General features: G+C 68.0%; 1 protein-coding gene. It reads left to right on the forward strand.

The window, feature by feature from the left end:
* Nucleotides 1-1,042: hypothetical protein (locus PLN84_RS13430; protein ID WP_348532204.1), on the forward strand; the 1,042-nt coding region annotated here is incomplete at its 5' end.
* Between the last annotated feature and the right edge of the window lie 116 nt (nucleotides 1,043-1,158).

Raw genomic sequence — 1,158 nt, forward strand, 5'->3', positions numbered from 1 at the left:
CGCTGATGCCGATACCGACGGTGGCGCTGATGCCGATACTGACGATGACGCTGAGGAGCCGATGCCGACCCTGGAACGGGAGGCCCCTCCGCGACCGGGCGCGACGATGGCAAAATCTCATCAGTGGCACGACCGTCCGCTGGCCCTGAGCGACCACCAGCTCGTCAGCCCCATCAGACCGTCTCTCACCCCCGGGGCGAATGAGACCGTGGCACCGCCTGCAGTCGTTGAGCCGCGCGACGGCCTGTTCGTCAAAGGGGTCGGGCTGATCCTCGACCAGACCCCGGAAGACGTCGCCCTCACCCGGAGCGGGGTGGAGATCGCGAACCTCGAATGGCTGCTCGACCCTGCCATGCGCCTTGCCGGCCGACACCCGCGGGCGGTCTTCGAGGGGGAGACGTTCACCGTCACCGTGACGATCGAGGCCCGGAACCTGACGGCGACGGGGACGAGCCCGGCCTATGTCGTCCTGGTGCCCCCCCCGGGCGAGACCGGGGTCTACGAGATCACGCGGACCCGCGAGCCCCCGAGCCTCCGGGACGGAGAACGCGGCGTCTGGGAGTTCTCGGTCGCCACCCGGACCGGGAGACTGACGGTTGTAAACCTCACCCTCCCCGAGGAGCGGCTGGTCACGAACCTGACGTCGAACCCGGACCTCTTTGCCTTCCGGGCATACGCCCTCGTCGGCAACCAGGAGGTCCCTTCTTCGGGCATTTCCGACCCGGTGCTCTCAATCCGGCCTGACGGGGATACGGGCGTTGCGGAGGCATCTCTTCCTGAACTCTACACGCTGGCCGGGATCGAGGCCTCGGATCTCCGGCCGTCGGAGACGATGGCCGGGGCGTGGGAGCGGGGCGTCGGCCACGAGACGATCGTCGCCGGAGCGGTCGGGCACCTTGAGGCCCTGCGCGGTCTTGGAAAGGAGGAGGTGGCGGCCTTCTATGCCGTGGAAGGGGGAACCGGGACGGAGGAGCCGGCCGCGTCCCCGTCGTCGCCGCTTGACTGGCTTCTCCAACTCTTCAGCGGGCTATTTGGATCTTGAGCACCGGAGGTTCGGGTCCCTCACCCTTCGCACCTGACGGTGCTCGAACTCCGCTCTTTCAGAGCGTCGCCACTCGCACCTGACGGTGCTCGAACTCCGCTCTTTCAGAGCGTCGC

The organism is Methanoculleus sp., assembly GCF_035363275.1.
GTDB lineage: Archaea > Halobacteriota > Methanomicrobia > Methanomicrobiales > Methanoculleaceae > Methanoculleus.